This is a genomic window from Streptomyces sp., from assembly GCF_031178505.1.
Lineage (GTDB): Bacteria > Actinomycetota > Actinomycetes > Streptomycetales > Streptomycetaceae > Streptomyces > Streptomyces gulbargensis.
Window position 1 is genome coordinate 1 of the sequence record NZ_JAPSIW010000391.1, and the last position, 6,477, is coordinate 6,477.

Annotated in this window: 8 protein-coding genes; 7 read left to right on the forward strand and 1 reads right to left on the reverse strand. The window is 73.0% G+C overall.

What is annotated here, in order from left to right; all coding sequences use genetic code 11:
- The 5 genes from proB to RIF68_RS23020 all read left to right on the forward strand — a co-directional run.
- Window positions 1-791 (forward strand): glutamate 5-kinase (proB, locus tag RIF68_RS23000; protein ID WP_309053187.1); only part of this gene is annotated, 791 nt, incomplete at its 5' end.
- Between the two features lie 187 nt (window positions 792-978).
- Window positions 979-1,488 carry a hypothetical protein gene (locus tag RIF68_RS23005; RefSeq protein ID WP_309053188.1) on the forward strand — a complete coding sequence of 170 codons (510 nt, stop codon included), beginning with the start codon at window positions 979-981 and terminating at the stop codon, window positions 1,486-1,488.
- Window positions 1,489-1,582: 94 nt separating this feature from the next.
- Window positions 1,583-2,866 (forward strand): glutamate-5-semialdehyde dehydrogenase, encoded by a 1,284-nt coding sequence (locus RIF68_RS23010; RefSeq protein WP_309053189.1) that lies wholly within the window; start codon window positions 1,583-1,585, stop codon window positions 2,864-2,866.
- Window positions 2,867-2,942: 76 nt separating this feature from the next.
- Window positions 2,943-3,569, forward strand: coding sequence for a hypothetical protein (locus RIF68_RS23015; RefSeq protein WP_309053190.1), 627 nt, complete (start codon window positions 2,943-2,945; stop codon window positions 3,567-3,569).
- Between the two features lie 82 nt (window positions 3,570-3,651).
- A complete protein-coding gene (locus tag RIF68_RS23020; RefSeq protein WP_309053191.1) occupies window positions 3,652-4,737 on the forward strand; it encodes a hypothetical protein in 1,086 nt (361 codons plus the stop codon).
- Here RIF68_RS23020 and RIF68_RS23025 read toward each other — a convergent pair.
- On the reverse strand, window positions 4,722-5,840 hold the full coding sequence (locus RIF68_RS23025) for a M48 family metallopeptidase (protein ID WP_309053192.1): 1,119 nt from the start codon (window positions 5,838-5,840) through the stop codon (window positions 4,722-4,724). The genes RIF68_RS23020 and RIF68_RS23025 overlap by 16 nt on opposite strands.
- A gap of 127 nt (window positions 5,841-5,967) precedes the next feature.
- Here RIF68_RS23025 and RIF68_RS23030 point away from each other — a divergent pair, with 127 nt between their 5' ends.
- Together RIF68_RS23030 and RIF68_RS23035 are read left to right on the forward strand one after the other, a co-directional pair.
- Window positions 5,968-6,162 carry a hypothetical protein gene (locus RIF68_RS23030; RefSeq protein WP_309053193.1) on the forward strand — a complete coding sequence of 65 codons (195 nt, stop codon included), beginning with the start codon at window positions 5,968-5,970 and terminating at the stop codon, window positions 6,160-6,162.
- Window positions 6,163-6,246: 84 nt separating this feature from the next.
- Window positions 6,247-6,411 carry a hypothetical protein gene (locus RIF68_RS23035; protein WP_309053194.1) on the forward strand — a complete coding sequence of 55 codons (165 nt, stop codon included), beginning with the start codon at window positions 6,247-6,249 and terminating at the stop codon, window positions 6,409-6,411.
- Window positions 6,412-6,477: the final 66 nt, after the last annotated feature.

Sequence of the window (6,477 nt, forward strand, 5' to 3'; positions counted from 1 at the left end):
CCACCGACGACACCAGCCGCAGGGCCCACTACCGCAACGCCTACCGGACCCTCGACCAGCTCCTCGCCATGGGCGCGCTGCCGGTCGTCAACGAGAACGACACCGTCGCCACGGACGAGATCCGCTTCGGCGACAACGACCGGCTCGCCGCCCTCGTCGCCCACCTCGTCCGCGCCGACCTGCTCGTCCTGCTCTCCGACGTCGACGGGCTCTACGACGGCGACCCCTCCAAGCCCGGCACGACACGGATCGCCGAGGTCACCGGGCCCGAGGACATCGCGCACGTGGAGATCGGCTCCGCCGGCAAGGCCGGGGTCGGCACCGGCGGCATGGTCACCAAGGTCGAGGCGGCCCGGATCGCCGCCGCCGCCGGGATCCCGGTCGTCCTCACCTCTGCCAGCCGCGCCGCCGACGCCCTCGCGGGCCGCGACACCGGCACGTACTTCCACCGCACCGGCCGCCGCTCCGCCGACCGGCTGCTCTGGCTCGCCCACGCCTCCACCCCGCAGGGCTCCCTCACCCTCGACGACGGGGCCGTCCACGCCGTCGTCGAGGGCAAGAAGTCCCTGCTCGCGGCGGGCGTCGCGGCCGTCGAGGGCGATTTCGTGGCCGGTGACCCGGTCGAGCTGCGCGACACCGAGGGGCGGGCCGTGGCCCGCGGACTCGTCAACTTCGACGCCAAGGAGATCCCCCGGATGACGGGCCGCTCCACGCACGAGCTGGCCAGGGAACTGGGCCCGGAGTACGCCCGCGAGGTCGTCCACCGGGACGACCTCGTGGTCCTGGCCTGAGCGGACGCGGCCGGAAAGCGCGGCGGAAGCGCTTGCGAAACCCCCTCCGAAACGGCTGAAAGTCCTGCCATCCGGAAGGGACGTTCACCAAAACCGCCCCATCCACCGCCGCGGACTGGTCAACTTTGTCTCGGGGGTAACAGCAAGGCGGGGTACAGCACCACACGCATCACACAGGAGGCCGCCGGTGAGACGAGCGCGCCCTGGGGCACCGCCCCGCGGGACTGGCGAACGCGCCCTGACCAGTGTCGAGGCCGGAGCCGACTTCGACCAGGCACGGAACAGGGCCACGGACGGGACGACGGAAGGGGCCACCGAGACACCCGCGGCACGGGCCGCCGCCGAGGAACGGCCCGTGTCCAAGCTCTGGCACATCACCCTCAGCGTGTCCGGCGTCGAGTCGCCGCTGCAGGAGGTGCGACGGGGTCTGGAGCAGCTGGCACACGACCACCCCTTCCTGCTGACCAGCCGCTACGCCGGCGACCACGCCGAGATCCGGTACTGGGAGGAGGCCCGTGACCTGCACGACGCGGCGGCCGTCGCCCTGCGCCTGTGGGGCGAGCACCGGCAGACCGCGAAGCTGCCGCCCTGGGAGATCGTCGGCCTGGAGGTCATCGACCGCGAGACCTACCACCAGCGGATCGCGGAGGGCTACGGCCCGCCGCCGGCCGCCCCGGTCGGCGTCCACCCCTACTGAGCGGCTCCCGCCGGGGGCGGACGCCCGTCTCGGAGTGCGGGACGGCGATGAGATACGTGAGGGATGTCCGCAGAGGTACCAGTACCCTGCGGACATGACCTCGCTCACGCCCCTCGACAACCTCACCCCGGTCACCCGGGCCGCCTACCGGGCCCGTGGCGCCGCCGCGCAGATCGCGCCACTCCCGCGCGCCGCCAAGGACGACGCCCTCCTGGCGATCGCGGACGCCCTCGAAGTCCGCACCGCCGAGATCGTCGAGGCCAACGCCGAGGACATCGCCAAGGCCCGCGAGGCCGGCACCAGCGAGTCGATCATCGACCGCCTCACCCTCACTCCCGAGCGTGTCCGGGCCATCGCCGCCGACGTCCGCGACGTCGCCGCCCTGCCCGACCCCGTCGGTGAGGTCGTCCGGGGCTCCACCCTGCCCAACGGCATCGACCTCCGCCAGGTCCGCGTGCCCCTCGGCGTCGTCGGCATCATCTACGAGGCCCGCCCCAACGTCACCGTCGACGCCGCCGCGCTCTGCCTCAAGTCCGGCAACGCGGTCCTGCTGCGCGGCTCCTCCTCCGCGTACGCCTCCAACACCGCCCTGGTGAGGGTCCTGCGCGACGCCATCGGCGGGGCCGGCCTGCCCGCCGACGCCATCCAGCTCGTCCCCGGCGAGTCCCGCGACTCGGTGCGCGAGCTGATGCGCGCCCGCGGCCTGGTCGACGTCCTCATCCCGCGCGGCGGAGCCTCCCTCATCCGCACCGTCGTGGAGGAGTCCACCGTCCCGGTCATCGAGACCGGCACCGGCAACTGCCACGTCTACGTCGACGCCCAGGCCGACCTGGACACCGCCGTCGACATCCTGATCAACTCCAAGGCCCAGCGGGTCAGCGTCTGCAACGCCGCCGAGACCCTCCTCGTCCACCAGGACATCGCCGAGGCGTTTCTGCCCCGCGCCCTGGCCGCGCTCGCCGAGGCCGGGGTCACCGTCCACGCCGACGAGCGGGTCCTCGCCCACGCCGAGGGCTCCAAGGCCACCGTCGTCCCGGCCACTCCTGAGGACTGGGAGACCGAGTACCTCTCGTACGACATCGCCGCCGCCGTCGTCGACGACCTCGACAAGGCCGTCGAGCACATCCGCATGTGGTCCTCCGGCCACACGGAGGCCATCGTCACCACCTCCCAGGCCGCGGCCCGCCGCTTCACCCAGCTGGTCGACTCCACCACGGTGGCCGTGAACGCCTCCACCCGGTTCACCGACGGCGGCCAGTTCGGCTTCGGCGCCGAGATCGGCATCTCCACCCAGAAGCTCCACGCCCGCGGCCCCATGGGCCTTCCGGAGCTGACCTCGACCAAGTACATCGTCACCGGCGACGGTCACATCCGGTAAACACCCCCTTTCGGCGGGGCGGGGAGGGTTCGCACTCTCCCTGCCCAAATCTCCCTCCCCGGGCTACGCTGAGGACGTGCCGGACGACGTGGGGGGCAGGCCGCCTGACGGCCGGGACCCCGAGGACTGGGACAACCGCGGAGGCGCGGACGAGGACTACGCCGCCGTGGTCTTCGACGAGGACTTCGTCCGGTCCGCCCCCGTCCACGAGCCGACCGCCGTCGAGCGGCTCCTCGCCGCCGCCCAGGCCCGTGCCGAGGCCGAATCCGCCCGGGCCCGCGCCGGCGGTGGACACGGTGACGAGGACTTCTGCGAGGACGGCTACGACTCCGGCCTCACCTACGAGCCCGACGACGTCGGCGACGACGCCAGCCCCTACGGACCTCACGGTGGCGCCCTGCGGCCCTACCGGGGCAGCGCCCGCTGGCACCGGCCCGTCGCCTGGCTCCTCGCCCTCCTGATGGGCGTCGGCATGGTCGCCCTCGCCTTCAGCGCCGTCTACCGGGGCGCCACCGCCAACCGCCAGGACCGGATCACACCCCCGGCCACCACCGGCGTCGACAAGCCGAACCCGCACCCCGCTCCGCCGGCCGCGCCCGCCCTCCACGCGCCCCCCGCGCTCCTCACCCCCTCGGCCGAACCGGCCCGTCCCGAGTACGCGGCGCCGCCGGCCTCCCCGGGATCGCGCGCCCGCACCCCCTGACCGGGGGCACCCTCCACACCCCTGGCCGAAGTGCGTCCGCGCCCGGCGTTTACCGAGGCCCCGACCGACCTACCCTGAAGGTATGGCAGGGCGTGGCGACCCGCCTGAGGGGACGCCCGACGGGCTCCCCGGCGGTGGTGAGGACGAGTACCGATCCGTCGTCTTCGACGAGTCGTTCGTCCGCGCTGCCCGCCTCCAGGAGTTCTCCGCGCGGGAACGGATGGGCGAGCACGCCCAGGCCGTCCGCAGCCGGTCCCCCGGGGAGGACGGCGTCGCCCGGGGCGGCGGCTCCCGCCAGGCCCTCCTCCTGGTCCTGCTGATCCTCCTCGCCTTCGGCACCGCCATCTACCTGGGTGTCCGCAACCCCTACCTGCCGCCCGCCGACGAGCGGGCCGCCCCCTTGCGGACGACCGTGGTCCCGCTGGCCCCGCAGCGGACCGTTCCCGGCGGCGAACCGGCCAGCCTGTTCTCCCGAGGCCCCGCCGCCGAGCACCGCAGCGGAGCGGCCGGCATCAACCTCCCCGTCGCCGGACGCACCCCCCACTTCTCCGAGAGCCAGGTCGTCACCGCCCTCGGCATCGCCAAGGACTACCTCGTCGCCTCCTCGCTGGAACCCGGCGTCCTGTCCGGCGCCACCGTGCGGCCCGCGCGGCTTCTCCTCGACCCCGACCAGCTGGCCCAGTTCGACCGGAGCGTGGAGGCCCCCGCCGACGACGGCCGCCACGCCGAGGCGGGCTGGCTCGTCCGATTCGACCCACGGACGGCCGTCCTCGCCGACCCCGCCGTCCGGGTCCAGGGCACCCTCCGCTTCGAGGAGACCGGCCCCGAGACCCTGGACGTCACCGCCGACCACACGTTCACCTACGCCCTGCGGGCCCCCGGCGCCCCACCGGAGCGGGCCTCCCTCTTCACCGTCCAGCGGCAGACGCACTTCCGCTTCGACCGCGAGGACCTGCGCATGCACCGCACCGAGCTGCTCACCAGCACCGTCCTGGCCGGTCCCCAGGCGTGCGGCGCCGACACGACCGGCTCCCTGACACCGCTCCTGGCCGGAGCCGGTGTCCCCGAGGCGGGTACGGCGCGGGCCACCGACCCGTACGCCACGGCCCGCCCCGCCGCCCCGTCGCTCTGCGGCGCGCTGGCGCCGGGCGCTCAGCCCTCGCCCTGAGCGTCTCTGCCCGGCCCGTCCTTCTCCTCGCCACCGCCGGAGCCGCCGTCCGGGGCCTTGCCACCACCCTGGCCGCCGCCGAACCGGTTGCGCAGCCGGCCGCCCAGGTCGCCCGCCAGGTCCCCGGCGCCGCCCGCGATGTCCCCGACCAGCTTCATCAGCGGGTCCTTGCTGGTGCGTACCGTGTCGGCGTAGTGCCCGGCCGACTCGCGGAACGAGTCCGTGACCGAGGCGTCCTTGTCCTCGGAGCGCTTCGGGTAGTGGCCGTCCATGATCCGCTGGAAGTCCCGGCTCTCCGACCACTTCTTCAGCTCCGCCGCCCGGACGGTGGTGAAGGGGTGCGAGCGCGGCAGCACGTTGAGGATCTTCAGGACGGAGTCCCGCAGGTCACCGGCCTTCTCGTACTCGTCCGCCTGGGCGAGGAACGCGTCCACGTTCATCTCGTGCAGGTGGTTGCCGCCCGCGATCTTCATCAGCCCCCGCATGGAGGCCCGCACGTCCTGCCCCACCAGGAGACCGGCCCGGTCGGCGGACAGTTCCGACTTGCGGAACCACTCGCGCAGCGCCGTCACGATGGCCATGATCGCCACGTTGCCCAGCGGGATCCAGGCCACCTTCAGGGCCAGATTGGTCAGGAACAGCAGGACCGTGCGGTACACGGAGTGCCCCGACAGGGCGTGCCCGACCTCGTGGCCGACGACCGCCCGCATCTCCTCCTCGTCCAGGAGCTCCACCAGACCGGTGGTCAGCACGATGATCGGCTCGTCCAGGCCGATGCACATCGCGTTCGGCTTCGGGTCCTGCGTCACGTACATCGGCGGGACCTTCTCCAGGTCCAGGATGTAACAGGCGTCCCGCAGCATGTCGTTGAGGTGGCTGAACTGCGCGTCGCTCACCCGGACGGAGTCCGAGAGGAAGAGGAGTCGCAGACTGCGCTCGGGCAGCAGCCCGCTGAGCGCTTTGAAGGCCGTGTCGAAGCCGCTGAGCTTCCGCAGCGCCACCAGCGCCGAGCGGTCGGCCGGGTGTTCGTAGGCCCGCGAGGAGATGCCGGGGAACCGCTTGCGCTGCCTGCCCGGCACGCTCCCCTGATGGTTCTCGGTCATGGATGCCCCCTGTTCGTACGAGTCGGTGCTCGTCCCCCTGACGACCCCAGCCTAGGCGCTGGCGTTACCGTGTGGCGGGGCCTGTGGATAACTCGGGCACCGCGGACGACCGAGGAGCACGACCGACATGCCGGACACCGGCCACACCACCGATCTCGCGGCCGCCCTGTGGGGGCTCGCCGCCGCACAGGACGGACCGGGCGACACGCTCCGTATCGTCCTGCTGGTCTCCCTCGTCGGCGGCGCCCTGCTCGCCTGGTTCCTGCTCCGGGGCTACGGCCGTGACGACGCGGACCGCGGGGACGACGACGCCAACGCCTGAGTCGGCGTGAGAGTGCCCTGACCGCCCGCATACGATGTGCGCGAAGTCTCCGCTCCCACCCCCGATCGATAGGTCCTGCTGAAGATGAGCCTCCACAGCACCGCCGCCAACCTGGTCACGCTCGCCTCCGAGGGCGCCGAGCACGGCGGCAACCACGCCAGCCTCAACCCGTACGTCACGGGCGGCGGCGCCTTCCTCGCCCTGATGCTGCTGCTCTGGATCACCACCCGCTTCAACCGCGACCGCTGAGCCGGAAGACCGCCGATCCGGTGTCCGCCGCCGTGCCAGTAGGCTCTGCACGCATGGGAGAGCAGG